Genomic DNA, 25,887 nt, shown 5'->3' with positions numbered 1-25,887 from the left:
GACTCCGTGTGCGGCCCTTTGCCTGTTCCGCGGACGGTCAGGCGGTGCGCTTCTCCGTCCTGGGGCCGGTCAGCGGTCCACGATCCGGTCGAACTGGGTCGTGGTGTGCCGCAGATGGGCCACCAGCTCCTCGCCGACCTTCGGCTCCGGGGCATCCGAGGGCACGAAGAGGATCGACACCTGCATGTGGGGCGGCTCCGCGAACCAGCGCTGCTTGCCGCCCCAGACGAACGGAGAAAGGTTCCGGTTCACCGTGGCCAGGCCGGCCCGTGCGACGCCCTTGGCGCGCGGCATGACGCCGTGCAGGGCCTTCGGGGCCTCCAGGCCCACCCCGTGCGACGTACCGCCCGCCACGACCACCAGGAAGCCGTCCGAGGCCGCCTTCTGCTGCCGGTAGCCGAACCGGTCGCCCTTGGCGACGCGGGAGACGTCCAGGACCGCCCCGCGGTACTCGGTGGCGTCGTGGTCCCCCAGCCACAGCCGGGTGCCGATCCGGGCCCGGAACCGGGTCTGCGGGAACTGCTGCTGCAGCCGGGCGAGTTCGTCGGCCTTGAGGTGGCTGACGAACATCGTGTGCAGCGGCAGCCGGGCCGCGCGCAGCCGGTCCATCCAGCCGATGACCTCCTCGACGGCGTCCGAGCCGTCGGTGCGGTCCAGCGGCAGGTGGATGGCGAAGCCCTCCAGCCGGACGTTCTCTATAGCGGAGTGCAGCTGCGGCAGATCCTGCTCGCTGATGCCGTGCCGCTTCATCGTGGACATCACCTCGATGACCACGCGGGCGCCCACCAGGCCGTACACGCCGTCGATGGACGACACCGAGCGGATGACCCGGTCGGGCAGCGGCACCGGTTCCTCGCCGCGCCGGTACGGGGTCAGCACCAGCAGGTCGCCGCCGAACCAGTCCTTGATGCGCGCGGCTTCGTACGTCGTACCGACGGCGAGGATGTCCGAGCCCAGCCGCGTGGCCTCCTCGGCCAGGCGCTCGTGCCCGAAGCCGTAGCCGTTGCCCTTGCAGACCGGGACGAGGCCCGGGAACTGCTCCTGCACGTGCTTGTGGTGCGCCCGCCAGCGCGCGGTGTCGACGTAGAGCGTGAGCGCCATGGCCGGACCTGGAACCTTTCTGGGTGGCTGGGGAGTGCCAGAGGACTGCGGTGTGTCAGGGCTATAGAAGCACGGAGCGTGACGTCAGCGGCGCGACATGTAGATGTCGAGCGCCTTGTGGAGCAGCTTGTTCAGCGGGAAGTCCCACTCGCCGAGGTACTCGGCGGCCTGGCCACCGGTGCCCACCTTGAACTGGATCAGGCCGAAGAGGTGGTCCGTCTCGTCCAGCGAGTCCGAGATGCCGCGCAGGTCGTAGACGGTGGCGCCGAGCGCGTAGGCGTCGCGCAGCATCCGCCACTGCATGGCGTTCGAGGGCCGCACCTCACGGCCGATGTTGTCGGACGCGCCGTAGGAGTACCAGACGTGTCCGCCGACGATCAGCATGGTCGCCGCGGACAGGTTGACCCCGTTGTGCCGGGCGAAGTACAGCCGCATCCGGTTGGGGTCCTCGGTGTTGAGGGCCGTCCACATGCGCTGGAAGTACGACAGCGGGCGCGGCCGGAAGTGGTCGCGGACGGCCGTGATCTCGTACAGCCGCTGCCACTCCGCCAGGTCCTGGTAGCCGCCCTGGACGACCTCGACGCCGGCCTTCTCGGCCTTCTTGATGTTGCGCCGCCACAGCTGGTTGAAGTTCCTGTGGACCTCTTCCAGGGAACGGTTCGCCAGCGGCACCTGGAAGACATAGCGCGGCTGCACGTCACCGAAGCCGGCGCCGCCGTCCTCGCCCTGCTGCCAGCCCATCCGGCGCAGCTTGTCGGCCACTTCGAAGGCGCGCGGCTCGATGAAGTCGGCCTCGATGTCGCGCAGTCGCTTCACGTCCGGGTTCTGGATGCCCTGCTTGATGGAGTTGGACTCCCAGCGCCGGATGATCACCGGCGGGCCCATCTTCACCGAGAACGCGCCCTGCTGCTTGAGGTGGGCGAGCATCGGCTGGAGCCACTCGTCGAGATTCGGCGCGAACCAGTTGATGACCGGGCCCTCGGGGAGGTAGGCGAGGTAGCGCTTGATCTTGGGCAGCTGGCGGTACAGCACCAGGCCCGCACCGACCATCTCGCCGGTGCGCTCGTCGAACCAGCCGAGGTTCTCCGAACGCCACTCCGCCTTGACATCGGCCCAGGCCGGGACCTGCATGTGGCTAGCCGCCTGCAGGCTCTGGATGTACGCCAGATGCTGTTCGCGGCTGATGGTCCTCAGGGTCAGGCTCATGTCGGGGCGCTCCTCGGGCTGGTGTGTCCCCATGGGTACAGGGGCTCCGGCTCTCGCGCCGAAGCCTACTGCGCCTTGCCCGCGGCCCGACTGGCCGTACGGCACCTACGCCCCGGCTCCTGTCCGGCCGGGGCGTTCCAGGGTTGTGTCAGGGGTGCCGGACTCAGCCGAACAGGCCGCCGTGCGCCATGCCGATGAAGAAGCCGATGCCCGAGGCACCGAGACCCAGGATCAGGCCGAAACGCTCTCGCGTGGTGATCGAGACCCACTGCCCGTACAGACCGGTGCAGAGGCCGATCAGGCCGGTCCAGGAGCTGAGCAGGTGAAGGCTGTGGAAGAACGACGTGATGAAGGCGATGAGCCCGAGCGCCAGCGTCACTGCCATCAGCGAGTCCTGGAGCGGATGGGTCTTGCCGTCGGTGGCGAACAGAGATCCGGCGGTGTTGGGTCGCAATGCCTGTGCCATGGGCACCTCCTGCGGAAGGCGGCGCATCGTAGCGCCGTACACACCCGATGTGTACAGATTGAGGGCCCCGGCCGCCGGATTTCAACCGGAAGCGCGTGTGCGGGTAGTCTGTAGCGTCTGCACCGGTGTCTGCCCAGGCCCTGGCCGGGATCCCAGCGGGAACCCCCGAATGTCAGTGGCTGCCGATACCGTTGCGTACGCATCACAACCCTCCTGCCACGGAACGACCGTGGCCGCTGAGTCCAAAGGAGGTGGGTTCCACATGCGTCACTACGAGGTGATGGTCATCCTCGACCCCGATCTGGAGGAGCGCGCTGTCGCCCCCCTGATCGAGAACTTCCTCTCCGTCGTCCGTGAGGGCAACGGAAAGGTCGAGAAGGTCGACACCTGGGGCCGTCGTCGTCTCTCGTACGAGATCAAGAAGAAGCCCGAGGGCATCTACTCGGTCATCGACCTGCAGGCCGAGCCTGTGGTCGTCAAGGAGCTCGACCGCCAGATGAACCTGAACGAGTCGGTCCTCCGGACCAAGGTCCTCCGCCCCGAGACCCACTGAGCTCTCTGCTCAGCCGATCTCGGGATTTCGAGTAGCAGCACAAGCAGCCAGCAGCAAACCCGCCGAGAGGTTCCCCCATGGCAGGCGAGACCGTCATCACGGTCGTCGGCAATCTTGTCGATGACCCCGAGCTGCGCTTCACCCCCTCCGGTGCGGCGGTCGCGAAGTTCCGTGTCGCGTCCACCCCCCGCACCTTCGACCGTCAGACCAACGAGTGGAAGGACGGCGAGAGCCTGTTCCTGACCTGCTCGGTCTGGCGTCAGGCGGCGGAGAACGTCGCGGAGTCGCTCCAGCGAGGCATGCGCGTCATCGTGCAGGGCCGCCTGAAGCAGCGGTCCTACGAGGACCGTGAGGGTGTCAAGCGCACGGTCTACGAGCTGGACGTCGAGGAAGTCGGCGCCAGCCTGCGGAGCGCCACGGCCAAGGTCACCAAGACCGCCGGTGGCGGCGGCCGCGGCGGCCAGGGTGGTTACGGCGGTGGTGGCGGCCAGGGTGGCGGCGGCTGGGGCGGTGGCCCCGGCGGCGGCAACCAGGGCGGCGCCCCCAACGACGACCCCTGGGCTTCCGGCGCTCCCGCTGGTGGTGGCAACCAGGGCGGTGGCGGCTGGGGCGGCGGCTCCGCCTCCGGCGGCGGTGGCGGCTACTCGGAGGAGCCCCCCTTCTAAGGGGCAAGGGCTCGTATCCCCACTTCTTGATCACACAGGAGAAACACCATGGCGAAGCCGCCTGTGCGCAAGCCTAAGAAGAAGGTCTGCGCTTTCTGCAAGGACAAGGTCACGTACGTGGACTACAAGGACACGAACATGCTGCGGAAGTTCATTTCCGACCGCGGCAAGATCCGTGCCCGCCGCGTGACCGGCAACTGCACGCAGCACCAGCGTGACGTCGCCACGGCCGTCAAGAACAGCCGTGAGATGGCGCTGCTGCCCTACACCTCCACCGCGCGCTAAGGGAAGGGTGACCGACCAATGAAGATCATCCTCACCCACGAGGTCTCTGGCCTCGGCGCCGCCGGCGACGTCGTCGACGTCAAGGACGGCTACGCACGCAACTACCTGATCCCGCGGAAGTTCGCGATCCGCTGGACCAAGGGTGGCGAGAAGGACGTCGAGCAGATCCGTCGTGCTCGCAAGATCCACGAGATCCAGACCATCGAGCAGGCCAACCAGGTGAAGGCCCAGCTCGAGGGCGTCAAGGTCCGCCTGGCCGTCCGTGCCGGCGACGCCGGCCGTCTCTTCGGTTCCGTCACCCAGGCCGACATCGCTTCGGCGATCAAGGCTGCCGGTGGCCCCGAGGTCGACAAGCGCCGCATCGAGGTCGGTTCGGCGATCAAGACGCTGGGCGCCCACGAGACGTCCGTGCGTCTGCACCCCGAGGTTGCCGCCAAGGTCAACATCGAGGTCGTCGCGGCCTGACGCTGCGCTCGGCTTGAGCAGTAGCAGCAGTAGCTGAAAGGGGCCGCACCCGGAAGGGTGCGGCCCCTTTTGCCTTCGCCGAGGACGGTGTGGAGCCGCGGGGTGTTTCACGTGAAACGTGACAGCCCGCGATGTTTCACGTGAAACCGTCGGCAGTGCGCAAAGGTCAGCGCGTCGCGCCGGTCACGATCCATCGCCCGGAGCGTGCCCGCAGCCAGAGGGTGAGCATCCGTACTGTCATCATCAGCGTCATGGCTCCCCAGAGCGCCGTGAGCCCGCCGCCCAGGGCGGGGACGAGTAGCGCCACCGGAGTGAAGACCACGAGTGTGAGGACCATGGCCCCGGCGAGATAGGGCCCGTCTCCCGCACCCATCAGTACGCCGTCGAGGACGAAGACCACTCCGGAGATCGGCTGGGAGAGCGCCACGATGAGCAGCGCGGGCAGCGCGGTGTGCTTCACGGCGAGGTCGCCGGTGAACAACGGGAGGAAGAGCGGCCGGGCGGTGATCACGAGCAGGCCCAGGACGACTCCGGTGGTGATGCCCCATTGCACCATGCGCCGACAGGCTTCGCGGGCGCCGGCGGCGTCATCCGCCCCGAGATAGCGGCCGATGACGGCCTGTCCGGCGATGGCGATCGCGTCCAGGGCGAAGGCCAGCAGGCTCCACAGGGACAGCACGATCTGGTGGGCTGCGATGTCGGCATCGCCCAGCCGGGCCGCCACGGCGGTGGCGATCATCAGGATGGCCCGCAGTGAGATCGTCCGGACGAGCAGGGGTACGCCGGCCTGTGCCGAGGCACGTATCCCGGCGGCGTCGGGGCGCAGCGACGCTCCGTGTCTGTGAGCGCCGCGTACGACGACGGTCAGATAGACGGCCGCCATCCCGCACTGGGCGATGACGGTGCCCCAGGCGGAGCCGGCGATGCCCAGTCCGGCACCGTAGACGAGCACCGCGTTGAGCCCGGCGTTGGCGATGAACCCCGCTACGGCGACGTACAGCGGCGTCCGGGTGTTCTGGAGGCCGCGCAGGACGCCGGTGGCGGCGAGCACGACCAGCATGGCCGGGATACCGAGGGAGGAGATCCTCAGGTAGGTGGTCGCGTAGGGAGCGGCGGTGGCTGAGGCGCCGAAGACGTCGACGACGCCGGGGGCGAAGGGGACGGCGACGGCGATGACCGCGGCACCGAGCAGCAGTGCCAGCCAGATGCCGTCCATGCCCTGGCGGACGGCCGCCTGGAGATCGCCGGAGCCCACCCGGCGGGCGACGGCGGACGTGGTGGCGTAGGCGAGGAAGACGAAGATGCTCACCGCGGTGGTGAGGAGGGCCGAGGCGATTCCGAGACCGGCGAGTTGTGCGGTGCCGAGGTGGCCGACGATCGCGCTGTCGGCCATGACGAAAAGCGGCTCGGCGACGAGTGCGCCGAAGGCCGGGACGGCCAGTGCGATGATCTCTCGGTCGTGCCCCTGTCGGGTGGCCTCGGAGGTCGCGGGAGCCTGTGACATGGGCGCTAATCTAATCGTCCACAGGTAAGTGATGCAAATACATAGTGACCCTTACCTGGGGTTGTGTCGTCCGCGCCGTCGCGCGTTGTTCGAAGCGATCTTGGTCCGACTGGGAAAGTTTTTCTTCTGCACAGCCGGTGGATGGTAAATGTGCAGGTCAGAGGTTGTTGTGGACAGGCATCGAGGGCTTGTTCACAGGGCTGTCCACCGCGTCGTACACAGGTTTTGGCGGGTTCTCCACAGCATACGGGCGGTCGTCCACATGGCCTGTGGATAACCAGATTGGCTGACGGTGCCCGCGGGCCTAACGTGGTCCGGCACCCGCTCCTTGTCGCGGCCTCGGAAACCTCATAAAACCGACGCGTCCAGAACCGGAATGGGGCGTCCTGGTTGTCAGTGCCGTGCCGTACAAAAGAGGGCATGGCGAGGTCCGCGGTGCGGACGGGAGGAGGTGGCTCGGTGAGCATTTCCGAGCCCTTGGACGATCCGTGGGCCGACGCCGGTCCGGGTGATCGTCTGCCCGCCTCCCGCCGACGGGACGACGGCGGTCGCGGCCGGGACGACCGGCACGACCGGGGCCGGGACAGCGGGGACTGGGACGGCGGGGGCGCCACCTTCGAGCGGGTTCCCCCGCAGGACCTGGACGCCGAGCAGTCCGTGCTCGGCGGCATGCTGCTCTCCAAGGACGCCATCGCCGACGTCGTCGAGATCCTCAAGGGCCACGACTTCTACAAGCCCGCGCACGAGACGATCTACCAGGCGATCCTCGACGTCTACGCGAAGGGCGAGCCGGCCGACCCCATCACCATCGCCGCCGAGCTCACCAAACGCGGCGAGATCAACAAGGTCGGCGGCGCCTCCTATCTGCACACCCTCGTCCAGACGGTGCCGACGGCGGCGAACGCCGAGTACTACGCGGAGATCGTCCACGAGCGGGCGGTGCTGCGCCGCCTGGTCGAGGCGGGTACCCGCATCACACAGATGGGATACGCGGCCGACGGCGACATCGACGAGATCGTCAACAGCGCCCAGGCCGAGATCTACGCCGTCACCGAGCAGCGGACCAGCGAGGACTACCTGCCGCTCGGCGACATCATGGAGGGCGCCCTCGACGAGATCGAGGCGATCGGCTCCCGCACCGGCGAGATGACCGGCGTGCCCACCGGCTTCACCGACCTGGACTCGCTCACCAACGGCCTGCACCCCGGCCAGATGATCGTCATCGCCGCGCGTCCCGCCATGGGTAAGTCCACCCTCGCGCTGGACTTCGCGCGGGCCGCGTCGATCAAGCACAACCTGCCCAGCGTCATCTTCTCCCTCGAAATGGGCCGCAACGAGATCGCGATGCGTCTGCTGTCCGCCGAGGCCCGGGTCGCCCTGCACCACATGCGTTCCGGCACGATGACCGACGAGGACTGGACCCGGCTGGCCCGCCGGATGCCCGACGTCTCGGCTGCGCCGCTCTACATCGACGACTCCCCGAACCTGTCGATGATGGAGATCCGCGCCAAGTGCCGTCGGCTGAAGCAGCGCAACGACATCAAGCTCGTGATCATCGACTATCTCCAGCTGATGCAGTCCGGCGGCAAGCGGTCCGAGAGCCGCCAGCAGGAGGTGTCGGACATGTCGCGAAACCTCAAGCTGCTGGCCAAGGAGCTGGAGGTTCCGGTGATCGCGCTCTCACAGCTCAACCGTGGTCCCGAGCAGCGCACGGACAAGAAGCCGATGGTCTCCGACCTGCGTGAGTCCGGCTCCATCGAGCAGGACGCCGACATGGTGATCCTGCTCCACCGCGAGGACGCCTACGAGAAGGAGTCGCCGCGCGCAGGCGAAGCGGACATCATCGTCGGCAAGCACCGAAACGGCCCGACGGCGACGATCACCGTGGCCTTCCAGGGCCACTACTCCCGCTTCGTGGACATGGCACAGACCTGATCCGAGCCGGGACAGCACCGACGTGATCCGCGCCGGCGAAATGGACTCGACGCCGGTCCGCCCACCAGGTGGACTGGGCGCATGACGACATTCCAGGAAGAGTTGCTCCCCGCCACCCGGCGGGCGCTGCTGCATCGGATCGCCGTGGCTCAGTCCGAAGGCCGGGCGCCGTCACTGGTGGCGGCGGTCGTGCGCGGCGGGCGGGCCGTCTGGCACGGGGCGCGGACCTCGGTGGACGGGCACGGGCCGGACGAGAACGTGCAGTACCGGATCGGTTCGATCACCAAGACCTTCACTGCCGTTCTGGTGCTCAGGCTGCGTGACGAGGGGCTGCTCGACCTCGGCGACCCGTTGGAGAAACATCTGCCGGGTACCGGCGCGGGGGAGGCGACCATCGCCGAACTCCTCGCACACACCGCAGGGTTGGCGGCCGAGTCCCCGGCACCCTGGTGGGAGCGCACGCCGGGCTCGCTGCGGCCGGAGCTCAGCGACGTCCTCGGTGAGCAGCCCCTCCTGCATCCCGTCGGCCGGCGCCACCACTACTCCAACCCCGGCTACACCCTGCTCGGCGCGCTGGTCGAGGAACTCCGCGGTGCCCCCTGGGAGGAGGTGCTGCGGCGGGAGGTGCTCGAGCCGCTGGGCCTCGACCGCACGACCGCCCAGCCGCATGCGCCGCACGCGGGTGGCTGGGCGGTGCACCCCTGGGCCGACGCCCTGCTCCCGGAGCCGCTGGAGGATCTCGGGCGGATGGCACCGGCCGGGCAGCTCTGGTCGACCACCGGCGACCTGGCCCGCTTCGCGGCGTTCCTGGCGGCCGGGGACGACCGAGTACTGAGCGCCGAGTCGGTGCGGGAGATGCGCACTCCGGCGGCCCCCGCCGAGGCCGCCGACGTAATGGACGGTGCCACCTACGGCCTCGGCCTGCAGATCCAGCGCCGTGACGGGAGGTTGCTCGTCGGGCACTCGGGCTCGCTGCCCGGCTTCCTGGCCAACCTCACCATCAGCGTGGACGACGACGTGGCGGCCGTGGTACTGGCGAACTGCACCTCCGGCCCCCTGCTGTCCGCCACCGGTGCCGACCTCGTCCGTATCGTCGCGGAGGCCGAGCCGCGCATCCCCGAGCCATGGCGCCCGCTGCCCCAGGTCGAGCCGTCCGTCCTGGAGTTGGCAGGCCCTTGGTACTGGGGAACACATGCCTTCGTGCTGCGGGTGGCGGCCGACGGGCTGGTCTCGCTGGGGCCGCTGACCGGCGTCGGCCGCCGAGCCCGTTTCCGCTCCAACCGCGACGGCACCTGGACCGGCCTGGAGGGCTATTACGCCGGAGTGCTGCTACGGCCCGTACGGCGCACGGACGGTGGCGTGAGCCACCTGGACGTCGGATCGTTCGTGTTCACACGTCAGCCGTACGACGAGACGGCTCCCGTGCCCGGAGGGGTGGATCCCGAGGGATGGCGGGGGATCGGCTAGCGGACGGGAAGGCGGGGGCGGTGTTTCACGTGAAACACCGCCCCCGCCCGCATGCTCCGCTCGGCTGTAAGCCGCTGGGGTCAGATCTCGAGCTTGAAGCCTGTGTGCGAGGCGGTGAAACCGAGCCGTTCGTAGAAGCGATGAGCGTCGACCCGTGATGTGTCCGAGGTCAGCTGGACCAACTGGCAGCCTTGGCGGCGGGATTCGTCGATAGCCCACTCGATGAACCGGGTGCCCAGACCGCTGCCGCGCTCGTCGGCGTGGATACGCACACCTTCGATGATGGACCGGGTGGCACCGCGCCTCGACAGCCCGGGAATGACCGTGAGTTGGAGTGTGCCGACGACGCGGCCTTCACGGACGGCCACGACCAGATGCTGGTTGGGATCGGCGCTGAGCCGTTCCAGGGCGCTCAGATAGGGCGCCAGGTCGTCCGGTGTCTCCCGCCGGGCGCCCAGCGGGTCGTCGGCGAGCATGCCGACGATGGCCGGGACGTCGTCGGCGACCGCGGTACGTATGTCAAGGTCTCCCATATCCGCAGCCTATGCGGGCACGTGCAGTGACTCCACGGCGCGGACCAGGGGAGCCAGATCTGCGTTCCTGGCGGCTTCGTCGAGGGATTCGCGCAGCGCCGTGTCGTTGGTGGGGCGAGCCTCTTCCAGCAGGCGTAGGCCCGCCTCGGTGACGTTGGTGTAGATGCCGCGACGGTCGGTCGGGCAGAGGTAGCGCTCCAGGAGGCCGCGGTCCTCCAGGCGTGTGACCAGCCGGGTGGTGGCGCTCTGGCTGAGTACGACCGCGTCGGCCACCTGCTTCATCTGCAGATGGCCCCCTTCGCCGTCGTGCTGCCGGCTGAGCACGTCGAGCAGGGAGTACTCGCGGACGCTCAGGTCGTGCTTGGCCTGTAGGGCGCGCTCGATGTGCGCCTCGATCCTGCCGTGGAGCAGGGAGAGGGCGCACCAGCCCTGGGCTAGGGCGGTGAGCGCGGGGTCCGTCGCTGTCATGGGCGTTTTCCTCCGTCCCGGAGCTGCTGAACCCAGGATAGAGCAGGCTCGCAATATCCCTCGCTTGCATATAGCCCGCGTCTGCAATTATTGTGAACGCACGCAAAGCGCACCTGCAATCGTCTGGGAAGGTCGTACCTCCATGCCTCTCGCGCTTCTGGCCCTCGCGATCGGGGCCTTCGGAATCGGAACGACCGAATTCGGGATCATGGGCTTGCTGCCCGAGGTCGCGGGTGACTTCGGGGTCTCCATCCCGACCGCCGGCCTGCTTGTCACCGGTTACGCGCTCGGCGTGGTCATCGGCGCCCCGCTGATGACCGTGCTGGGCACGAAGGTTCCCCGCAAGCGGATGCTGATGCTGCTGATGGGCTTCTTCATCGCCGGCAACCTGCTCACCGCCGTGGCCCCCGTCTTCGCCGTCATGCTGATCGGCCGGGTGGTCGCCTCCCTCGCCCACGGCGCCTTCTTCGGCATCGGCTCGGTCGTGGCGGCCGAGCTGGTCGCCCCGAGCAAGAAGGCGGGGGCCATCGCGATGATGTTCACCGGCCTCACGGTCGCCAACGTCATCGGCGTCCCGTTGGGCACCTTCGTGGGACAGCACGCCGGCTGGCGGGTCACCTTCGGCATCATCGCCGCCCTCGGCGTCGTCGGCCTGGTCGGCATCGCCAAGCTGGTCCCCGAGCTGCCCAAGCCGCAGGGCGTGCACCTGCGGCACGAGCTGGCCGCCTTCAAGAACACTCAGGTCCTGCTCGCCATGGCGATGACCGTCCTCGGCTTCGGCGGGGTCTTCGCGGCCATCACCTACATCGCGCCGATGATGACCCATGTCACCGGCTTCGCCGACGGTTCCGTGACCTGGCTGCTGGTCCTCTTCGGCCTCGGCATGGTCGGCGGCAACCTGGTCGGCGGGAAGTTCGCCGACCGCGCCCTGATGCCCATGCTGTACGTGTCCCTGGGCTCCCTGGCCGTCGTTCTCGCCCTCTTCACGCTCACCGCGCACAGCAAGATCGCGGCCGCCGTCACCGTGGCCCTGATCGGTGCCCTGGGCTTCGCCACCGTCCCGCCGCTCCAGAAGCGTGTCCTGGACCAGGCGCACGGCGCTCCCACCCTGGCGTCAGCCGTGAACATCGGCGCCTTCAACCTCGGCAACGCCCTGTCCGCCTGGCTCGGCGGCATGGTGATCGCCGCCGGCTTCGGCTACACCTCCCCCAACTGGGTCGGTGCCGCCCTCGCCGCGGCCGCCCTCGTCCTCGCCTTCCTGTCGGCCGCACTGGAGCGCCGCGACAGCGTCCCTAGCGCGGTGGTCGCCGGCGGTACACCCGCAGGACAGCGGGCGTCGGTCCACCACTGACCGCCCGCATCTCTCACCGCACGTCAGCACCATCCAAGGAGAACCATGACCACCACCACCGTCGCCCCGCTCACCACCCAGGACGCCGAGCTCCTCATCGCCGAAGCCGGTCGCGCCGCCGAGGTCGCCGGGGTCACCGTCAGCGTCACCGTCCTGGACGCCGGGGGTCATCTGCTCGCCTTCCGGCGGGACGACCACGCCGTGCTGATCTCCGGCGAGACCAGCACCCGCAAGGCCTACACGGCGCTCCAGCTGAACACCCCCACCGCCGACCTCGTCGACGCGGTCCAGCCCGGCGGCCCCTTCCACACCCTCCCCACCGCGCTCGACAGGCCGCTGCTGTTCATCGCCGGTGGTGTCCCCGTCCGGCGGGACGGCCGGCTCATCGGGGCGATCGGTGTCGGCGGCGGTGCGCCCGACCAGGACCACGGCTTCGCCTCCGCCGCCGTAGCCGCACTCGCCTGACCGCACCTCACTCGACCGCGAACGCCGGGTCCTTCCAGGGAGCCGGCGTTCGCCACGATCGAAGGCTTCTCAGCCCGCCGCGACCGTCAGTGGCGCGAACCGTCGCGTCCAGTCCCCCGGTGACTCCGTGATCCCGTAGGTCATCACCGAGTTCATGGCGACGGAGGCCAGCCCGCGGGCCTTCGCCCAGGCCAGCAGTTCCTCGTGGCGGACGTCGATGTCGGTACGCAGCGGGCGGTCGGTGTGGGCGGCGAGCGAGGCGATCAGGGACTTCGCTGTCCCCGTGTCGCGGGCGATCAGCGGTCCGACGACATGTGTGTCCATGTTGGGCCAGGCGGCCGCGTACCCGACGATCCGCCCGTCGTCCACGGCGACGCGCAGCAGGTCCGAGAACGCGGGCAGCCGGGTGATGAGCAGAGTGCGGTCGACGCCGAACACCTCCTCGTCCAGCCGGAGGATGGAACCGAGGTCCTCGGCGGTGGCCGCGCGGGTCACCATCCGCGGCTCGGGTCCGCCCGGCGTGAAGGAGCCGCGGAGCATCTCCGAACGCCCCGTGACCTTGAATCCCAGCTCCTCGTAGAGCGACCGACCGTTCGGTGTCGCGTACAGGGTCAGCGGAGTCGTTCCCGCTGCCGAGACGATGTGCCGCATCAGCCGACGTCCGATGCCCTGGCGGGCATGCCGTGCGGCGACCAGGACCATGCCGACCGCGCCGAGATGCGGGCGTTCCCTCGGGCCGTACTCCGTGATGACACAGGCGGCGACCAGGCCCCCGCCGGGGTCGTCGATGCCGTATCCCTTCCCGGCCGTGAGGAGCAAGCGCCACTTGTGTTCCTCACGGGGCCACCCCCGATCCTCGGACAAGTCGGCGCAGGCGCTGAGATCGCGTGGCGTCAGTCGGCGAATGGGCAGAGGGGCGTCGGAAGGAGTTGACACGCAGGTCAGGCTTGCCGACCGACACCCCCGGCGTCCACCTGTTTCAGGGGAGATGCACGCGCTTTTGGCCATGTGTAGTCCGCGGCTCAGTCCCTGGACAGACGCAGGACGTTTCACGTGAAACATCGCCGTATGGTCCCCGTCGGGTTGCCGCACCGAGGATCCATACGCTGCCCGTTAGCCTCGCGCCCATGGCGAGACTTCACCTCTTCGATCTTGACGGCACCTTGCTGCACGGCAGCTCCGCACCCGTCGAGATATCCCGTCAACTCGGCCTGGAAGCGGAGACCATGGAGCTTGATCGGGCGATCTCGGCGGGATGGATAGATCCGCCGGAGTACGCGGCGCGGGTGTACACCCTCTGGGCCGAGCTGACCGAAGCCCACGTGACGGCGGCATTCGACAGCGCGCCGTGGCTCGCCCGTATCAGGGACGTCTGGGCCGAGATCAGGGAATCGGGGGACTACTGCGCGGTGGTCTCGCTCTCACCCTCGTTCTTCGTGGAGCGTCTGCTGGACTGGGGAGCCCACGCGGCCTTCGGTTCGCGTTTCCCGGCGGTGCCGTTCGTCGAGCCCGTGGACCCGGCGGGGGCCCTCACCGCCGCGGCGAAGGTGACGATCGCGGACCGCCTGTGCGAGCAGTTCGGGGTCGGCCGGGCGGACTGCGTCGCCTACGGCGACTCGATGTCGGACAGGGAGTTGTTCGGCGCGGTTCCGGTGTCCGTGGCGGTCAATGCGGACGGACATCTCGCCGGTCTCGCGACGTACTCCTACACGGGCCGTGATCTGTGGGATGCCTATGAATTGGCGCGCGGCGCCCGGTAATTGAAGGAACCGATGGTTCGCCCGTTGCCAGTTTCACGGGGGAGACAGGGGGGACTTGTGTGCACGGCGACGGCCGGTAGGGTCGACTCCGGTTAACGTCCGGGGCGGGACGCTCCCTGCGGGAGTGATTGCGGCCCATGTCACACTCCCGCCTTACTTGTCCGTACACGGGGGAATCGCGGGTTGAATGTGGTCGTGTCGGCCACGGGGCCCGACCGGGGAGAGCTGGCCGTCAACGGGGGAAAGCAAGCACCTTCCGAGTGAAGTGCGCAGACCGACCGCAAGATGTTCGAGGCGAGGGCACACCATGGACGCTCCGACCACCACGTCGGCGGGCAACGACGGGGCCGGCGGGGGCCACTGGTTCACGTCCCACGACAGGCCCGCGGTCGACTCTTCCGCCGGGCCTCCGGGCGTGGCGCCGGGGAGCGGGCAGGAACCGCCCCAGAGCCGCCCTCTCGTGCCCGCGGAGCCCCGGGAGCGAATACGGTCGACAGCGGAGCCGACGCGCCTTCAGGGAGCCCCTCAGGCCCCGCCCGCCGGACAGCACGCGGCACCCGGCCCCTTCGCTCCCGCGACCGGGCACCCCGCATCCGGCTCTTTCGGCCAGCGCGTCCCGCCGCAGCGCAGCGCACAGCAGCCGCAGGACGCCTCCCCGGACGCGATCCGGATCCGCGGCACCATGGCCGAGATCGGTCCGATCGCCGACAAGGTCACCTCGTACTTCTACGCCCTGCTCTTCGTCCGCCACCCCGAACTGCGTTCGCTGTTCCCGGCCGCGATGGACACCCAGCGGGACCGGCTGCTGAAGGCGCTGCTCACCGCGGCCGAACACATCGACAACCCGCCCGTCCTGGTCGAGTACCTTCAGAACCTGGGCCGCGGTCACCGCAAGTACGGCACCCGGCCCGAGCACTACCCGGCCGTCGGCGAGTGCCTCATCGGCGCACTGAGCAAGTACGCCACGGGCATCTGGGACCGCGAGACGGAGGCGGCCTGGGTCCGGGCGTACACGACCATGTCCCAGGTGATGATCGACGCGGCGGCCACGGACGAACTGCGTGCGCCGGCGTGGTGGCACGCGGAGATCGTCGCCCACGAGCTGAGGACCGCCGACGTCGCGGTACTCACGCTCCGTCCGGACCAGCCGTACCCCTTCCTCGCCGGGCAGTACGCGAGTCTGGAGACACCTTGGTGGCCACGGGTGTGGCGGCACTTCTCCTTCGCCTCCGCGCCCCGCTCGGACGGCCTGCTCACGTTCCATGTGAAGGCGGTCCCGGCCGGCTGGGTCTCCAACTCGCTGGTGCATCGCGCCCGCCCCGGTGACGTCGTCCGCCTCGGCCCGGCCGGTGGTTCGATGACCGTCGACCACACGCGGGACGACGGACTGCTCTGCCTGGGCGGCGGCACCGGCATCGCACCCATCAAGGCGATGGTCGAGGACCTCGCCGAACGCGGCTCGCGCCGTCCGGTCGAGGTGTTCTACGGCGCCCGTACCGACCACGACCTGTACGACATCGACACCCTGCTCCGGCTCCAGCAGAGCCATCCCTGGCTCGCGGTCCGTGCGGTCGTCGACCAGCAGGCGCACCTCCAGCTTCCCGACGCCATCCGCGGATACGGGCCGTGGATCGAGTGCGACGCCTATCTCTCCGGGCCGCCCGGCATGATCCGCAACGGGATCGCCGCGCTCCGGGCCGCCGGCATCCCCGCGCACCGCATCCGGCACGACTCGGTCGAGGAACTGGTCGTCGCCGGAGACTGACCCGTTACCCGAGATCGGGAGCGTGCATGGCCCGCACGCCCTCGATGTTGCCGTCCAGGTAGTGCCGCAACGACAGCGGTACGAGATGGACTGAGGCGATCCCGACACGCGTGAAGGGGACCCGCACGATCTCGTACTCGCCGGCGGGCTCGTCGACTTCGGGGCCGTGTCGCAGGGCCGGGTCCATGGACTCCAGCCGGCAGACGAAGAAGTGCTGCACCTTCACACCGGTCGCGCTGCCGCTGTCACCGATGTGTTCCACGGTGTCCACGAAGCAGGGCACCACGTCGGTGATCTTGGCGCCGAGCTCCTCGTCCACCTCGCGGTGCAGGGCGTCGACGACGGTGGTGTCCTCCGGCTCGACCCCGCCACCGGGCGTAACCCAGTAGGGATCGACACCGGGCTTGGTGCGCTTGATCAGAATCAGGTCGTCGCCGTCCAGGAGAACGGCACGGGCGGTGCGCTTGACCACGGGTCGGACGGTCATGGGAGAAATGTGGCCCAGCTGGTTCCACGTGAAACATCGCGAGGCGCCACCGTACGGCCGCATTGCGTCAACCCTCGCGGAACGGTCCTCAGCCCCAGTCCGCGGACGCGTGCTGGAGCCACTCGTGCGCCCGTGCCACATGGGGCATGGCGAGCGTGCCGGTGCGCACCACAAGGAAGTACGTCCGAAGCGGGGGCACCGCGGGATCGTGCAGTGCCACGACCTCACCACGTTCCAGGGCGGCCGTGCACAGATACCGGGGCAGCACGGCGAGGCCGGCACCCGCGGCCGCACAGGCGAGGACCGCGCGCAGATCCGGCACCACGACCGTGCCCGAGGCGGCCGGACGCATGTCGAAGACGGAGCCCCAGTAGCGCGAGACGAACGGCAGCGACTCGTGGACCTCGACGACCGGGAGGTTCTCCAGGACGCCCGCGCCCTTGCCGCGTACCGCGTCCCGGCCGATCTCCTCGGACCAGCGCGGAGCGGCGACCAGTACGTGCTCCTCGTCGCACAGCGCGGTGGCGGTGAGCAGGGGGCCGCGCGGCCGGACCGTACTGATGGCCAGGTCATGGTGACCGGCGGACAGCCCCTCCAGAGTCTCCTCGGCGTTTCCGAACGAGGCACGCAGCGCGAAGCCCTGACCGTCGTCCCCGGCGAGCTCCGTGAGCGCGGGAAGCGCGCGCTCGGCGGTGAACTCTGGCGGGCCTGCCAGGTGCAGGGTGCGCACCGAGGAGTCGTCGTCGAGGCCGCGTTCCGCTATCTCCACGAGGGCGTCGAGATGCGGTGCGGCCTTGTGCGCGAGTTCGTCGCCGATGGTCGTGGGGGTCACCCCGCGGGCTTGGCGCAGGAAGAGCGGTCGTCCCAGCTGCCGTTCCAGAGTCCGGATCTGGGAGGTCACGGCCGGCTGCGAGAGGCCGAGCAGGGCGGCGGCGCGGGTGAAGGAGCCGGCCCGGTGCACGGTGACGAAGGTGCGCAGCAAGGCCAGATCCATCGCACGCCCTCCCGTTCGGCCTGCCCTTTTCCGGCCCTCGGGCAGGCCCCAACTATAAATAAGTCGATAGGTCTCTGTCGCTACAGTGATTGGACACTGACGCAGAGTCAACTAGCCTTGGTCGCGCGGTTCTTGGCGCGCGAGAACCGGGACGGTCCGAGCCACGAGGGGGGAGGCTCGGACCGTCCGTTATGCGTAACCCAGCCCGCGGGGGCGTCCGCAATCCGGTCACCGGTCCGACTCGTCGAGCGCCCGCAGCACATCGGCCACGAGATCTGCGGGATCCTCCGCCCCGACCGAGAGCCGGATGAAGCCCTCCGGTACGTCGTCCCCGCCCCAGCGTCGCCGCCGCTCGGCAGTGGAACGCACCCCGCCGAAACTCGTCGCATCGTCGACCAGCCGCAGGGACTCGAGGAAACGCTCGGCACGCGCACGCGTGGGCAGCGTGAAGGAGATCACCGAGCCGTAGCGGCGCATCTGCTGCGAGGCGATCTTGTGCGCAGGGTCGTCGGACAGCCCCGGGTAGCGCAGGGCCGTCACCTCGGACCGCTCGCGCAGCGCCTCCGCGAGCAGCAGGGCGGTCGCGGTCTGCCGGTCCACCCGCAGCTGGAGGGTGGCGAGGGAGCGATGGGCCAGCCAGGCTTCCATCGGCCCCGAGATCGCCCCGATGATCTTGCGCCAGCGGCGCACGGCGGCCATGGCCTCCGCGTCGCGCCCGGCGACGTACCCCAGCAGGACGTCCCCGTGGCCGGTGAGCTGCTTGGTGCCGCTGGCCACGGAGAAGTCGGCGCCCAGCGCCAGCGGCCGCTGGCCGAGCGGGGTGGCGAGGGTGTTGTCGACCGCGACCAGGGCGCCACGCGCGTGTGCCTCCTCGGCGAGCCGCCGGATGTCGCAGACGTCCAGCCCGGGGTTGCACGGCGACTCGATCAGCAGCAGCTTCGCGCCGTCCAGGACGTCGAGCTGGGCGTCGCTGGCGGTCGGCGCGGTGCGCACCTCGATGCCGTACGCCTCCAGCTGGGCACGGATCAGCGGCAGCACCTGGTAGCCGTCGGAGGGCAGCACGACCGCGTCCCCGGCGCTCAGCTGGGAGAAGAGCACCGCCGCGACGGCCGCCACGCCGGAGGCGAACACCAGCGTCTCGACACCCGCATCACCGGGTGCCTCCAACTCGCCGATCGCCCGCTCCAGATGGGTCCAGGTCGGGTTCTCATCGCGGCCGTAGGCGTACGGCCCGCTCACCTCGCCGGGCAGATGGAAGTGCGCGGCGAAGACCGGCCCGGGCAGGGTCGGCTCGTTCTTGACCGGCTCGGGCAGCCCCGCGCGCACGGCCCGCGTGCCCTCGCCCATGGTCGCCTCGCTCATCCCGCTGTTCCCTCCACCTCGGCCCGCACCGCGGCGAGCAGGCCCACGCTCGCCGCCTCCACCATCTCAAGACACTCCTCGAACCCGTCCAGACCGCCGTAGTACGGATCCGGTACGTCCAGGTCGTCAGCGGCGGCCGGGTCGTACGAGCGCAGCAGCCGCACCTTGCGCGCGTCCTCCTCGGTGGGCGCGAGGCGGCGCAGCGCCTTGAGGTGGCCGGAGTCGAGGGCGATCACGAGGTCGAGGCGGGCGAACCAGGACGCCTGGAACTGGCGGGCGGTGTGCTCGCTGTCGTAGCCGTGCTCCGCGAGGACGCGGACGGCGCGCGGGTCGGCGCCGTCGCCCTCGTGCCAGCCGCCGGTGCCGGCGCTGTCGGTCTCGACGCGGTCGTCGAGTCCGGCCTCGGCTGTGCGGGCACGGAAGACGGATTCGGCCATCGGGGAACGGCAGATGTTGCCGGTGCAGACGAAGCAGACGCGGTAGGTCATCGGGGGCTCAGTCCGCGTCGGGAAGGATCATGTTGAGAGCCCAGGACACGACCGAGATGATCAGACCGCCGAGGACGGCCGTCCAGAAGCCCTCCACGTGGAAGCTCAGGTCGAGCTTGTCGCACACCCACGACGTCAGCAGCAGCATCAGCGCGTTGACCACCAGGGTGATCAGGCCGAGAGTGAGGATGAACAGCGGGAAGGTCAGGACCTTCATGATCGGCTTGACCAGGAAGTTGACCAAGCCGAAGACCAGGGCGACCAGGATCAGCGTCCAGACCTTCTTGGCGGTGCTGTCGCCGGTCAGGGTGATCTTGTCGAGCAGCCATACGGCGACCGCCAGGGCGCCCGCGTTGGCGATCGTCTTGACTACGAAATTCTTCATGTGTCTGATCGTGGCAGAAGAGATCGGATACGAGCAGTGGGGCGAGGGCGACGAAGGCGATGAAGGCATTCCGGCTGGACGAACTGGAGGCGGAGCGCGCCGCCAACGACGGGGCCTACCTGCAGTTCCTGCGGGAGCGGAACATGTCGGTCGGCCTCTACGCCCTCGACGCCGGCTCGCACGACCCGCAGCAGCCGCACAACCAGGACGAGGTCTACTTCGTCGTCAGCGGCCGCGCCGCGATCACCGTCGGCATGGAGACCACTCAGGTGGCGCGGGGCAGCGTGGTGTACGTCCCGGCCGGGGTGGCCCACAAGTTCCATCACATCAGCGAGGATCTGCGGGTTCTGGTCGTCTTCTCTCCCCCCGAGGCCTGACCTCGGGCCTCGGGGTTCCCTAGGGGACGGGTCAGGGGAGGACAAGGGATCCAGGGCCCCCGTACGACCCCTTCGCGGCTCTAGCATCGGGTGCAGGACATCGCATCGTGCGGGACGCACGAGACCGTACGTGCCGGAGCGCACGAGAAGGCGGAGGACAGGGCAATGCGAGAGATCTTCACAGGTCTGCCGTGGTGGGTGAAGTGGATCGCGGTGCCGGTCATCGCGCTGGTGGTGTTCGGCGGTCTGATCACGGCCGTGATCAGCTGGGTGGTCTTCCTGCTCTTCAAGCTGCTGATCTTCGTGGCCCTGGTCGGCGGACTGATCTACATCGTGCGGAAGTTCATGTCGAACTCCTCGTCGAAGAGCGACTGGTGAGGACCGTGGGAATCGGTGACCGGTAACAGGAATCACCGGTTCCCTCGGGCGAGGGAAGTTTCGCGTACGGGCCGACCGGGAGCGGCGGCGGACGGTTAGAGTCGCTGACCCCCTCGCGCTCCGGGAGTGACTCTTGGCCACGCTTGACGCCACCTCCGCACCCACGGAACATCCCCCGCCCCCGACCCAACGCAGTTCCGGCACACCCCCCGTGCAGAGGCCGGCTTCCCCGGCCGACTCCGCACAGCCGCATTCGGCCACCCTCATCGGCTCCGTACAGCGCGCGATGCGCCTGCTGGAGTGCGTCGCCGGACACGAACACGGTGCACCCGCCAAACAACTCGCCCGCGAAACCGGCCTCGCCCTGCCCACCGCCTACCACCTGCTGCGCACCCTGGTCCACGAGGGCTATCTGCGCCGTGACAGGGGGCTGTTCTTCCTCGGTGACGCGGCGGAGCGGCTGAGTAGCAGCGGAGCGCAGCAGAAACGTCGCAGCGCGGTTGTCGACACCCTCGCTCACTGGCGCGATTCGATCGGTGCCCCGGTGTACTACGCCATGTACCGGGACGGCGAGATCGAGGTCATGAGCATCTCCGACTCCCCGGCCACCCCGGCGGTCGAGGAGTGGGCCGGCTTCCGCGAGACCGGGCACGCGCACGCCGTCGGCCAGTGTCTCCTCTCCCAGCTGGACCAGGACGTCCGGCGCGACCATCTCCACCGCTACCCCGTGCGGCCCCTCACCCCGTACACGGTCCGTGACGAGCAGACGCTGCTGCGACGGCTGGAGCGGACGCGGCGGATGGAGCCGGTGCTGGAGCGCCAGGAGTACGGGCTGGGGACGGTGTGTGCGGCGATCCCCCTCACCGTCGGCACCACGGCCGCCACGATCGCCATCTCCCTCCCTCTCCACCAGGCCGACCGGCTGCTGCCCGCCGTCCGGCAGTTGCAGACCGAAGTGGGTCGGCATCTGGGGTCCCTGGCCATCGCTATCAGTATCTGAAAACTCACTCCTTGTGATCTCCCGTGTACTTTCAGCAAGATTTGACCACCAGCAAGGGATAAATCCCGGCCAGTCGGTGTCATATGACGGGGTAGGCAATGCGCGAGTCCGTACAAGCAGAAGTCATGATGAGCTTTCTCGTCTCGGAGGAGCTCTCCTTCCGCATCCCCGTGGAGTTGCGCTACGAGACCTGTGATCCCTATGCCGTCCGGCTCACCTTCCACCTGCCCGGGGACGCGCCGGTGACCTGGGCCTTCGGCCGGGAGCTGCTGATCGACGGGGTGGGGCGGCCGTGCGGCGAGGGCGATGTGCACATCGCGCCCGCCGATTCCGAGGTGCTGGGCGAGGTGCTGATCCGGCTTCAGGTCGGCGGCGACCAGGCGGTGTTCCGGTCTTCGGCGCCCCCGCTGGTGGCCTTCCTCGACCGTACGGACAAGCTGGTGCCGCTCGGCCAGGAGGGCTCGCTCGCCGACTTCGACGCCCACCTCGACGAGGCTCTGGACCGCATCCTGGCCGAGGAGCCAAGCACTGGCTGAAGCGTTACGGCACGGAGTCGCGCGCCGCTCGTCCGAGCCGCGTGAGCGTGAGGACGGGCAGGAACGCTTCTGCGTGTCCGTGTGCGGCCCTTGCCGGAACGCTTCCCCAACCGGCGCACCATCCGCGCCCCCACGTCGTGGACGGCCTCCTCCCGGGCCGTCCACCGCGCCGTCACCGCTTCCGGCGCCGCCCCCGCCCGCCGCGTGCCGTGGGCGGCCCGGTCGGTGCGGCCTCCACGGACGCGGCCGGCCCGGTGCCCGGCCGGTCGGCCGACACCACCAGGGCCGCGAGCATCGTGGTGACCGGCACCGAGGCGACCAGGCCGATCGAGCCGACCAGGGTACGCACGATCTCCTCGGCCACCAGCTCGCTGTTGGCGACCGTGGCCACACTGCTCTGCGCGATCGAGAAGAGCAGCAGCAGGGGCAGCGCGGCGCCCGCGTAGGCCAGCACGAGGGTGTTGACGACGGAGGCGATGTGGTCGCGGCCGATGCGGATGCCCGCCCGGTACAGCCCGCGCCAGCCCATCGTCGGGTTGGCCTCGTGCAGTTCCCAGACGGCCGAGGTCTGGGTCACCGTCACGTCGTCCAGGACGCCCAGCGAACCGATGATGACACCGGCCAGCAGCAGGCCGCTCATGTCGATCGACGGGTACAGGCCGTGGATCAGGCCGGTGTTGTCGTCGGTGTTGCCGGTGAGCGCGGCCCAGTCGATGAACTCCGAGCCGAGCAGGCCGATCAGGCACAGGGAGACCAGCGTGCCGAGCACCGCCACCGAGGTCCGGGCTGACAGCCCGTGGCAGATGTACAGGGCGATCAGCATGATGGCGCTCGACCCGACCACCGCCATCAGCAGCGGATTCGAGCCCTGCAGGATCCCCGGCAGGATGAACAGCGTCAGCACCAGAAAGCTGACGGCCAGCGCGACCAGGGCCATCACACCGCGCAGGCGGCCCACCACCACGACGGCGAGCGCGAAGATCCCGGCGAGCAGCGCCATCGGGAACTTCCGGTTCACGTCGGTGACCGAGTACTGCAGGTCCCTGGGTGCGGAGGGCTCGTACGCGGCCACGACCTGCTCGCCCTCGTGCAACTGCCGCGACTGGTCGGGCTGCACGATCTCGGTGAAGGTACGGCCCTTGTCCTTGCCGGTGTCGACCCGGACGGTGGCCTTCTTGCAGGTGCCGTCCCCCTCCTTCGAGGAAGTGCCGTCGGCTGTGGCGGTGTCGGCGGTCGAGCCGCCTCCGGAGGCGTTGACCGACTTGCAGCTGACCGAGACGACCTTGGTGACCGTCGCCGCCTGCGTCTGGCGGTCGAAGCCGACGCCGGTGCGCTCGTGCGGCGGGGCACCGCCGGGCCACAGCACCACCAGACCGACCACGACCGCGGCGGTGAAGGGGATGAGGATCGCCGCGATGACCTTGCGCAGATGCTTGGAGACGGGCGCGGCGGGACCGTGGCTGTGACTGTGCCCGTGCGAATGGCCGTGACCCCCGCCGGGTCCGGATCCGTCCTGGGCCTCGCGGTGGCCGTGGGCATGGCCGTTGTCGTGATGGTGGGCATGGCTGAGGGCCTGCTCATGGATGTGTCCGTCACCGGCACCACGGCCCCCGTGGCCGGGTCCGCCGCCCTGCGGGGCGCCGTTGCCGCGCCGCGGGTCCGGGGGCGGATAGGGGTGCTGCTGTGTCGAGGTCACCGCCCGATCATCGCAAGAACGGTAGGGGCCCTCTGTTCACCGCGCCCGAATTGACGCTAGCGTGGAGGCACCTTTGCACACGCGGGAGCTCGGAGCACCGGGCTGAGAGGGCGCTGACCTCCGTATTCGCGATGTTTCACGTGGAACGTGTGATGTTTCGCAGGAAACGCCGCCCGACGGAAGCCGCTGCGTCGACCGCCGAACCTGTTACCGGGTAATGCCGGCGTAGGGAGTAGGTCTTATGACCAACAAGGACGCACGCACGCCTGCCTTCAGCCAGGACGAACAGTCCATTACGGGCGAACCGTCCCCGGAGGCCGGGAGGTCCATCGGCTGGCACAAGGGGTATGTCGAGGGCTCCCGCCCCGACCTGCGGGTGCCGGTCCGTCAGGTGCATCTCACCAACGGGCAGTCGGTCACGCTCTACGACACCTCAGGCCCGTACACCGATCCGCTCGTCGAGACCGACGTCCGCAGGGGCCTGCCGCCGCTGCGGGAGAACTGGATCGTCGCCCGCGGCGACACCGAGGAGTACGCGGGCCGGCCCGTCCGTCCTGAGGACGACGGAATCAAGCACACCTCGCCGCGCGGTGGCCTGCGCAACCTGGATGCGGTCTTCCCGGGCCGTCCGCGCCAGCCGCGTCGCAGCCGGGAAGGCGAGGCGGTGACCCAGCTCGCGTACGCCCGCCGGGGCGAGATCACCCCGGAGATGGAGTACGTGGCCATCCGCGAGAACGTTTCTCCTGCGGTGGTCCGTGAGGAGATCGCGGCGGGCAGGGCCGTACTGCCCGCCAACGTCAACCACCCGGAGATCGAGCCGATGATCATCGGCAAGCGGTTCCTGGTGAAGGTCAACGCCAACATCGGCAACTCCGCGGTCACCTCCTCCATCGAGGAGGAGGTCGAGAAGATGACCTGGGCGACCCGCTGGGGCGCCGACACGGTCATGGACCTCTCCACCGGCCGCAACATCCACACCACCCGTGAATGGGTGCTGCGCAACTCCCCCGTCCCCATCGGCACGGTGCCGCTCTACCAGGCCCTGGAGAAGGTCGACGGCAGGGCCGAGGAACTGACCTGGGAGATCTACAAGGACACGGTCGTCGAACAGGCCGAGCAGGGCGTGGACTACATGACCGTCCACGCAGGCGTGCGCCTGCCGTACGTGCCGCTCACCGCCAACCGCAAGACCGGCATCGTCTCGCGCGGTGGCTCGATCATGGCGGCCTGGTGCCTCGCGCACCACAAGGAGTCGTTCCTGTACGAGAACTTCGAGGAACTCTGCGAGATCCTCGCCGCCTACGACGTCACGTACTCGCTCGGCGACGGGCTGCGCCCCGGCTCCATCGCGGACGCCAACGACGAGGCCCAGTTCGCGGAACTCCGCACGCTCGGGGAACTCAACCGGATCGCCAGGCGTTTCGATGTACAGACCATGATCGAGGGCCCGGGCCACGTCCCGATGCACAAGATCAAGGAGAACATCGACCTTCAGCAGGAGATCTGCGATGAAGCTCCGTTCTATACGCTCGGCCCGCTGACCACGGACGTCGCGCCGGCGTACGACCACATCACCTCCGGCATCGGTGCCGCGATGATCGCCTGGTGGGGCACGGCGATGCTCTGCTACGTCACCCCCAAGGAACACCTGGGCCTGCCCAACCGGGACGACGTCAAGACCGGCGTCATCACCTACAAGATCGCAGCCCACGCGGCCGACCTCGCCAAGGGCCACCCCGGCGCGCAGGAGTGGGACGACGCACTGTCCGACGCTCGCTTCGAGTTCCGGTGGGAGGACCAGTTCAACCTCGCCCTGGACCCGGACACCGCCCGCGAATTCCACGACGAGACGCTCCCGGCGGAGCCGGCGAAGACGGCTCACTTCTGCTCGATGTGCGGGCCGAAGTTCTGCTCGATGAAGATTAGCCAAAGCATCACAGAGCGGTTCGGCGGTGCGGCGGCCGAGGGGGCGACACCGGAGGAGGTCGCGGAGGGGATGCTCCAGAAGTCGAAGGAATTCGCCGCGAGCGGGAACCGGGTGTACCTGCCGATCGCCGACTGACATGGTGAAGGGGGCAGACCCGAAGGCCTGCCCCCCCACACACACAGGGTCAAGCTCGGTCGTAGCCAGGGCAGTTGAGTGTGTCGATCCGAGTTGGTCCTCTACGGCGAGTCATATGCTCGGAGGCAAGGCG

28 protein-coding genes and 1 riboswitch are annotated in these 25,887 nt (G+C 69.1%); of the genes, 15 read left to right on the top strand and 13 right to left on the bottom strand.

Annotation, left to right across the window (positions count from 1 at the left end):
• Positions 1–69: 69 nt before the first annotated feature.
• From ACFY6U_RS32410 to ACFY6U_RS32400, 3 genes are all read right to left on the bottom strand, one after another.
• A complete protein-coding gene (locus ACFY6U_RS32410) occupies positions 70–1,101 on the bottom strand; it encodes an alanine racemase (protein ID WP_351491796.1) in 1,032 nt (343 codons plus the stop codon).
• An 84-nt stretch (positions 1,102–1,185) separates the two neighbouring features.
• Entirely contained in the window at positions 1,186–2,307 is a 1,122-nt protein-coding gene (gene femX / locus ACFY6U_RS32405; RefSeq protein ID WP_390043883.1) for a peptidoglycan bridge formation glycyltransferase FemX, read from the bottom strand.
• A 163-nt stretch (positions 2,308–2,470) separates the two neighbouring features.
• The gene (locus ACFY6U_RS32400) at positions 2,471–2,773 is read right to left on the bottom strand and encodes a hypothetical protein (RefSeq protein ID WP_294009347.1); all 303 of its coding nucleotides are present in this window, start codon (positions 2,771–2,773) and stop codon (positions 2,471–2,473) included.
• A gap of 262 nt (positions 2,774–3,035) precedes the next feature.
• Between ACFY6U_RS32400 and rpsF the strand changes: the two genes are divergently transcribed.
• The 4 genes from rpsF (at position 3,036) to rplI (ending at position 4,741) form a co-directional block, all read left to right on the top strand.
• Positions 3,036–3,326: a 30S ribosomal protein S6 gene (gene rpsF, locus ACFY6U_RS32395; RefSeq protein ID WP_093500872.1), complete on the top strand. Its 291-nt coding sequence runs from the start codon at positions 3,036–3,038 to the stop codon at positions 3,324–3,326.
• A 77-nt stretch (positions 3,327–3,403) separates the two neighbouring features.
• Positions 3,404–3,991: a single-stranded DNA-binding protein gene (locus tag ACFY6U_RS32390; protein WP_390043880.1), complete on the top strand. Its 588-nt coding sequence runs from the start codon at positions 3,404–3,406 to the stop codon at positions 3,989–3,991.
• A 48-nt stretch (positions 3,992–4,039) separates the two neighbouring features.
• Entirely contained in the window at positions 4,040–4,276 is a 237-nt protein-coding gene (gene rpsR, locus ACFY6U_RS32385; RefSeq protein WP_003949403.1) for a 30S ribosomal protein S18, read from the top strand.
• A gap of 18 nt (positions 4,277–4,294) precedes the next feature.
• On the top strand, positions 4,295–4,741 hold the full coding sequence (rplI, locus tag ACFY6U_RS32380) for a 50S ribosomal protein L9 (protein WP_351491787.1): 447 nt from the start codon (positions 4,295–4,297) through the stop codon (positions 4,739–4,741).
• A gap of 166 nt (positions 4,742–4,907) precedes the next feature.
• Here rplI and ACFY6U_RS32375 read toward each other — a convergent pair whose 3' ends face one another.
• Positions 4,908–6,245: an MATE family efflux transporter gene (locus ACFY6U_RS32375; RefSeq protein WP_390043878.1), complete on the bottom strand. Its 1,338-nt coding sequence runs from the start codon at positions 6,243–6,245 to the stop codon at positions 4,908–4,910.
• 459 nt (positions 6,246–6,704) lie between these two features.
• Between ACFY6U_RS32375 and dnaB the strand changes: the two genes are divergently transcribed.
• On the top strand, positions 6,705–8,180 hold the full coding sequence (dnaB, locus tag ACFY6U_RS32370) for a replicative DNA helicase (RefSeq protein ID WP_351491782.1): 1,476 nt from the start codon (positions 6,705–6,707) through the stop codon (positions 8,178–8,180).
• Between the two features lie 81 nt (positions 8,181–8,261).
• A complete protein-coding gene (locus ACFY6U_RS32365) occupies positions 8,262–9,647 on the top strand; it encodes a serine hydrolase domain-containing protein (protein ID WP_390043876.1) in 1,386 nt (461 codons plus the stop codon).
• A gap of 80 nt (positions 9,648–9,727) precedes the next feature.
• Here ACFY6U_RS32365 and ACFY6U_RS32360 read toward each other — a convergent pair whose 3' ends face one another.
• Both ACFY6U_RS32360 and ACFY6U_RS32355 read right to left on the bottom strand, forming a co-directional pair.
• The gene (locus ACFY6U_RS32360; protein ID WP_390043874.1) at positions 9,728–10,180 is read right to left on the bottom strand and encodes a GNAT family N-acetyltransferase; all 453 of its coding nucleotides are present in this window, start codon (positions 10,178–10,180) and stop codon (positions 9,728–9,730) included.
• A 9-nt stretch (positions 10,181–10,189) separates the two neighbouring features.
• A complete protein-coding gene (locus ACFY6U_RS32355) occupies positions 10,190–10,648 on the bottom strand; it encodes a MarR family transcriptional regulator (protein ID WP_351491775.1) in 459 nt (152 codons plus the stop codon).
• Between the two features lie 142 nt (positions 10,649–10,790).
• On the opposite strand from ACFY6U_RS32355, the gene ACFY6U_RS32350 reads away from it, so the two are divergent.
• Both ACFY6U_RS32350 and ACFY6U_RS32345 read left to right on the top strand, forming a co-directional pair.
• A complete protein-coding gene (locus tag ACFY6U_RS32350; RefSeq protein WP_390043872.1) occupies positions 10,791–11,999 on the top strand; it encodes an MFS transporter in 1,209 nt (402 codons plus the stop codon).
• Positions 12,000–12,044: 45 nt separating this feature from the next.
• On the top strand, positions 12,045–12,464 hold the full coding sequence (locus ACFY6U_RS32345; protein ID WP_390043870.1) for a heme-binding protein: 420 nt from the start codon (positions 12,045–12,047) through the stop codon (positions 12,462–12,464).
• 69 nt (positions 12,465–12,533) lie between these two features.
• Here the strand turns inward: ACFY6U_RS32345 and ACFY6U_RS32340 are convergent, their stop codons facing one another.
• Entirely contained in the window at positions 12,534–13,400 is an 867-nt protein-coding gene (locus ACFY6U_RS32340) for a GNAT family N-acetyltransferase (RefSeq protein ID WP_390043869.1), read from the bottom strand.
• A 191-nt stretch (positions 13,401–13,591) separates the two neighbouring features.
• On the opposite strand from ACFY6U_RS32340, the gene ACFY6U_RS32335 reads away from it, so the two are divergent.
• Together ACFY6U_RS32335 and ACFY6U_RS32330 are read left to right on the top strand one after the other, a co-directional pair.
• Entirely contained in the window at positions 13,592–14,224 is a 633-nt protein-coding gene (locus tag ACFY6U_RS32335) for an HAD family hydrolase (protein ID WP_390043867.1), read from the top strand.
• A gap of 307 nt (positions 14,225–14,531) precedes the next feature.
• The gene (locus ACFY6U_RS32330) at positions 14,532–15,989 is read left to right on the top strand and encodes a globin domain-containing protein (RefSeq protein WP_390043865.1); all 1,458 of its coding nucleotides are present in this window, start codon (positions 14,532–14,534) and stop codon (positions 15,987–15,989) included.
• Positions 15,990–15,993: 4 nt separating this feature from the next.
• Here the strand turns inward: ACFY6U_RS32330 and ACFY6U_RS32325 are convergent, their stop codons facing one another.
• The 5 genes from ACFY6U_RS32325 to ACFY6U_RS32305 all read right to left on the bottom strand — a co-directional run bounded on the left by ACFY6U_RS32325 (position 15,994) and on the right by ACFY6U_RS32305 (position 19,705).
• Positions 15,994–16,476, bottom strand: a complete 483-nt coding sequence (locus ACFY6U_RS32325) for an NUDIX domain-containing protein (protein WP_294011603.1) — start codon at positions 16,474–16,476, stop codon at positions 15,994–15,996.
• Positions 16,477–16,564: 88 nt separating this feature from the next.
• Entirely contained in the window at positions 16,565–17,470 is a 906-nt protein-coding gene (locus tag ACFY6U_RS32320) for a LysR family transcriptional regulator (protein ID WP_390043862.1), read from the bottom strand.
• A gap of 228 nt (positions 17,471–17,698) precedes the next feature.
• On the bottom strand, positions 17,699–18,832 hold the full coding sequence (locus ACFY6U_RS32315) for a cystathionine gamma-lyase (protein ID WP_390043860.1): 1,134 nt from the start codon (positions 18,830–18,832) through the stop codon (positions 17,699–17,701).
• Positions 18,829–19,320 (bottom strand): low molecular weight protein-tyrosine-phosphatase, encoded by a 492-nt coding sequence (locus tag ACFY6U_RS32310; protein ID WP_390043858.1) that lies wholly within the window; start codon positions 19,318–19,320, stop codon positions 18,829–18,831. The genes ACFY6U_RS32315 and ACFY6U_RS32310 overlap by 4 nt, the downstream gene beginning before the upstream one ends.
• 7 nt (positions 19,321–19,327) lie before the next feature.
• Positions 19,328–19,705 carry a phage holin family protein gene (locus ACFY6U_RS32305; RefSeq protein WP_390043856.1) on the bottom strand — a complete coding sequence of 126 codons (378 nt, stop codon included), beginning with the start codon at positions 19,703–19,705 and terminating at the stop codon, positions 19,328–19,330.
• Between the two features lie 59 nt (positions 19,706–19,764).
• On the opposite strand from ACFY6U_RS32305, the gene ACFY6U_RS32300 reads away from it, so the two are divergent.
• The 4 genes from ACFY6U_RS32300 to ACFY6U_RS32285 all read left to right on the top strand — a co-directional run bounded on the left by ACFY6U_RS32300 (position 19,765) and on the right by ACFY6U_RS32285 (position 21,996).
• Positions 19,765–20,082, top strand: coding sequence for a cupin domain-containing protein (locus ACFY6U_RS32300; protein ID WP_089100494.1), 318 nt, complete (start codon positions 19,765–19,767; stop codon positions 20,080–20,082).
• A 165-nt stretch (positions 20,083–20,247) separates the two neighbouring features.
• On the top strand, positions 20,248–20,460 hold the full coding sequence (locus tag ACFY6U_RS32295; protein ID WP_089100495.1) for a DUF5326 family protein: 213 nt from the start codon (positions 20,248–20,250) through the stop codon (positions 20,458–20,460).
• Between the two features lie 211 nt (positions 20,461–20,671).
• Positions 20,672–21,460: an IclR family transcriptional regulator gene (locus ACFY6U_RS32290; protein ID WP_390043853.1), complete on the top strand. Its 789-nt coding sequence runs from the start codon at positions 20,672–20,674 to the stop codon at positions 21,458–21,460.
• Between the two features lie 98 nt (positions 21,461–21,558).
• Positions 21,559–21,996, top strand: coding sequence for an SsgA family sporulation/cell division regulator (locus ACFY6U_RS32285; protein WP_093500910.1), 438 nt, complete (start codon positions 21,559–21,561; stop codon positions 21,994–21,996).
• A 172-nt stretch (positions 21,997–22,168) separates the two neighbouring features.
• Here ACFY6U_RS32285 and ACFY6U_RS32280 read toward each other — a convergent pair whose 3' ends face one another.
• On the bottom strand, positions 22,169–23,692 hold the full coding sequence (locus ACFY6U_RS32280; protein ID WP_390043851.1) for a YibE/F family protein: 1,524 nt from the start codon (positions 23,690–23,692) through the stop codon (positions 22,169–22,171).
• 71 nt (positions 23,693–23,763) lie between these two features.
• A riboswitch (TPP riboswitch) is annotated at positions 23,764–23,941 on the top strand.
• On the opposite strand from ACFY6U_RS32280, the gene thiC reads away from it, so the two are divergent.
• Complete coding sequence (gene thiC / locus ACFY6U_RS32275; protein WP_390043849.1) at positions 23,934–25,754, top strand: phosphomethylpyrimidine synthase ThiC; 1,821 nt, start codon at positions 23,934–23,936, stop codon at positions 25,752–25,754. Its footprint overlaps the riboswitch before it by 8 nt.
• The last annotated feature ends 133 nt before the right edge of the window (positions 25,755–25,887 follow it).

Source organism: Streptomyces sp. NPDC013157 (assembly GCF_042899865.1).
Taxonomy (GTDB): Bacteria; Actinomycetota; Actinomycetes; order Streptomycetales; family Streptomycetaceae; genus Streptomyces.
This window is presented reverse-complemented; position numbering and strand designations above follow the sequence as displayed.

Bases quoted from the DNA above. Each gene is read 5' to 3' on its own strand.
- ACFY6U_RS32345 (WP_390043870.1), top strand. From the start codon at position 12,045: ATGACCACCACCACCGTCGCCCCGCTCACCACCCAGGACGCCGAGCTC.
- rplI (WP_351491787.1), top strand. From the start codon at position 4,295: ATGAAGATCATCCTCACCCACGAGGTCTCTGGCCTCGGCGCCGCCGGC.
- ACFY6U_RS32375 (WP_390043878.1), bottom strand. From the start codon at position 6,245: ATGTCACAGGCTCCCGCGACCTCCGAGGCCACCCGACAGGGGCACGAC.
- ACFY6U_RS32410 (WP_351491796.1), bottom strand. From the start codon at position 1,101: ATGGCGCTCACGCTCTACGTCGACACCGCGCGCTGGCGGGCGCACCAC.
- ACFY6U_RS32390 (WP_390043880.1), top strand. From the start codon at position 3,404: ATGGCAGGCGAGACCGTCATCACGGTCGTCGGCAATCTTGTCGATGAC.
- ACFY6U_RS32330 (WP_390043865.1), top strand. From the start codon at position 14,532: ATGGACGCTCCGACCACCACGTCGGCGGGCAACGACGGGGCCGGCGGG.
- ACFY6U_RS32310 (WP_390043858.1), bottom strand. From the start codon at position 19,320: ATGACCTACCGCGTCTGCTTCGTCTGCACCGGCAACATCTGCCGTTCC.
- ACFY6U_RS32400 (WP_294009347.1), bottom strand. From the start codon at position 2,773: ATGGCACAGGCATTGCGACCCAACACCGCCGGATCTCTGTTCGCCACC.
- rpsF (WP_093500872.1), top strand. From the start codon at position 3,036: ATGCGTCACTACGAGGTGATGGTCATCCTCGACCCCGATCTGGAGGAG.
- ACFY6U_RS32320 (WP_390043862.1), bottom strand. From the start codon at position 17,470: ATGGATCTGGCCTTGCTGCGCACCTTCGTCACCGTGCACCGGGCCGGC.
- ACFY6U_RS32285 (WP_093500910.1), top strand. From the start codon at position 21,559: ATGCGCGAGTCCGTACAAGCAGAAGTCATGATGAGCTTTCTCGTCTCG.
- ACFY6U_RS32315 (WP_390043860.1), bottom strand. From the start codon at position 18,832: ATGAGCGAGGCGACCATGGGCGAGGGCACGCGGGCCGTGCGCGCGGGG.
- thiC (WP_390043849.1), top strand. From the start codon at position 23,934: ATGACCAACAAGGACGCACGCACGCCTGCCTTCAGCCAGGACGAACAG.
- ACFY6U_RS32335 (WP_390043867.1), top strand. From the start codon at position 13,592: ATGGCGAGACTTCACCTCTTCGATCTTGACGGCACCTTGCTGCACGGC.
- femX (WP_390043883.1), bottom strand. From the start codon at position 2,307: ATGAGCCTGACCCTGAGGACCATCAGCCGCGAACAGCATCTGGCGTAC.
- ACFY6U_RS32305 (WP_390043856.1), bottom strand. From the start codon at position 19,705: ATGAAGAATTTCGTAGTCAAGACGATCGCCAACGCGGGCGCCCTGGCG.
- ACFY6U_RS32325 (WP_294011603.1), bottom strand. From the start codon at position 16,476: ATGACCGTCCGACCCGTGGTCAAGCGCACCGCCCGTGCCGTTCTCCTG.
- ACFY6U_RS32355 (WP_351491775.1), bottom strand. From the start codon at position 10,648: ATGACAGCGACGGACCCCGCGCTCACCGCCCTAGCCCAGGGCTGGTGC.
- ACFY6U_RS32360 (WP_390043874.1), bottom strand. From the start codon at position 10,180: ATGGGAGACCTTGACATACGTACCGCGGTCGCCGACGACGTCCCGGCC.
- ACFY6U_RS32365 (WP_390043876.1), top strand. From the start codon at position 8,262: ATGACGACATTCCAGGAAGAGTTGCTCCCCGCCACCCGGCGGGCGCTG.
- ACFY6U_RS32350 (WP_390043872.1), top strand. From the start codon at position 10,791: ATGCCTCTCGCGCTTCTGGCCCTCGCGATCGGGGCCTTCGGAATCGGA.
- ACFY6U_RS32300 (WP_089100494.1), top strand. From the start codon at position 19,765: ATGAAGGCATTCCGGCTGGACGAACTGGAGGCGGAGCGCGCCGCCAAC.
- ACFY6U_RS32295 (WP_089100495.1), top strand. From the start codon at position 20,248: ATGCGAGAGATCTTCACAGGTCTGCCGTGGTGGGTGAAGTGGATCGCG.
- rpsR (WP_003949403.1), top strand. From the start codon at position 4,040: ATGGCGAAGCCGCCTGTGCGCAAGCCTAAGAAGAAGGTCTGCGCTTTC.